The sequence below is a fragment of the Mesorhizobium sp. M2A.F.Ca.ET.037.01.1.1 genome (assembly GCF_003998075.1).
Taxonomy (GTDB): domain Bacteria; phylum Pseudomonadota; class Alphaproteobacteria; order Rhizobiales; family Rhizobiaceae; genus Mesorhizobium.
Genome location: NZ_RZSA01001498.1, coordinates 1 through 987, shown reverse-complemented (window position 1 = coordinate 987; position 987 = coordinate 1). Strand labels below are relative to the sequence as shown.

The 987-nt window shown below is 63.9% G+C and carries 1 protein-coding gene; it reads left to right on the top strand.

The window, feature by feature from the left end; genetic code table 11:
* A partial coding sequence (locus EOA27_RS37890) for an ABC transporter substrate-binding protein (RefSeq protein WP_245491369.1) occupies window positions 1-987 on the top strand: 987 nt, incomplete at both ends.

Below are 987 nucleotides of genomic sequence, written 5' to 3'. Positions count from 1 at the left end.
TTCCATGGCCGCCCGCGTCGGCGCGCTGATCGACACCAAGACCGGCAAGGCCAAGGATGGCGCCATCACCAAGGTCGACGACCACACGGTCAAGCTGAAGCTCGTCGAAGCCGATATCGCCATCATCCCGGGCTTGACCGACTATCCGGCGCTGGTCGTGCATCGCGACTTCGACAAGGATGGCGCCGACCCGATCAAGAAGCCGATCGGCACCGGAGCCTTCGAGCTGGTCTCCTACGATGTCGGCCAGAAGGCGGTCGTCAAGCGCCGCGAAAACGGCAAATGGTGGGGCGGCGAGGCGCCGCTCGACGGGGTGGAGTTCATCGACTACGGCACCGACTTCAACGCCACGCTCAATGCCTTCGATTCGGGCGAGGTCGACCTCGATTTCGAAACGCCGGCCGACTATATCGACCCGCTGGACAAGATGGGCCTGGTGAAGTCGGAGGTCGCGACCGCGACCACGCTGGTTGCCCGCACCAACGTCACGCATAAGCCCTATGACGACAAGCGGGTGCGCAACGCGCTGCAGATGGCGGTCGACAACAGCCAGGTCATGCAGCTCGGCTACAACGGCCGCGGCACGGTCGGCGAGAACCATCACGTCGCCCCGATCCATCCCGAATATTATCCGCTGCCCAAGAAGGAGCGCGACGCGGCCGGCGCCAAGAAGCTGATGGCGGAAGCCGGCCAGGCCGACTTCGAGCATGAGCTGATCACGGTCGAGGACGAATGGCAGAAGAACACCGGCGACGCCATCGCCGGCCAGCTGCGCGATGCCGGCATCAAGGTGAAGCGCACCGTGCTGCCTGGCTCGACCTTCTGGAACGACTGGACGAAATATCCCTATTCCATGACCATCTGGTACATGCGCCCGCTCGGTGTCCAGGTTCTGGCGCTCGGCTACCGCTCGGGCGAGGCCTGGAACGAGACGGCCTACTCCAATCCGGAGTTCGACGCCAAGCTCAAGGAGGCGCTGTCACAGAT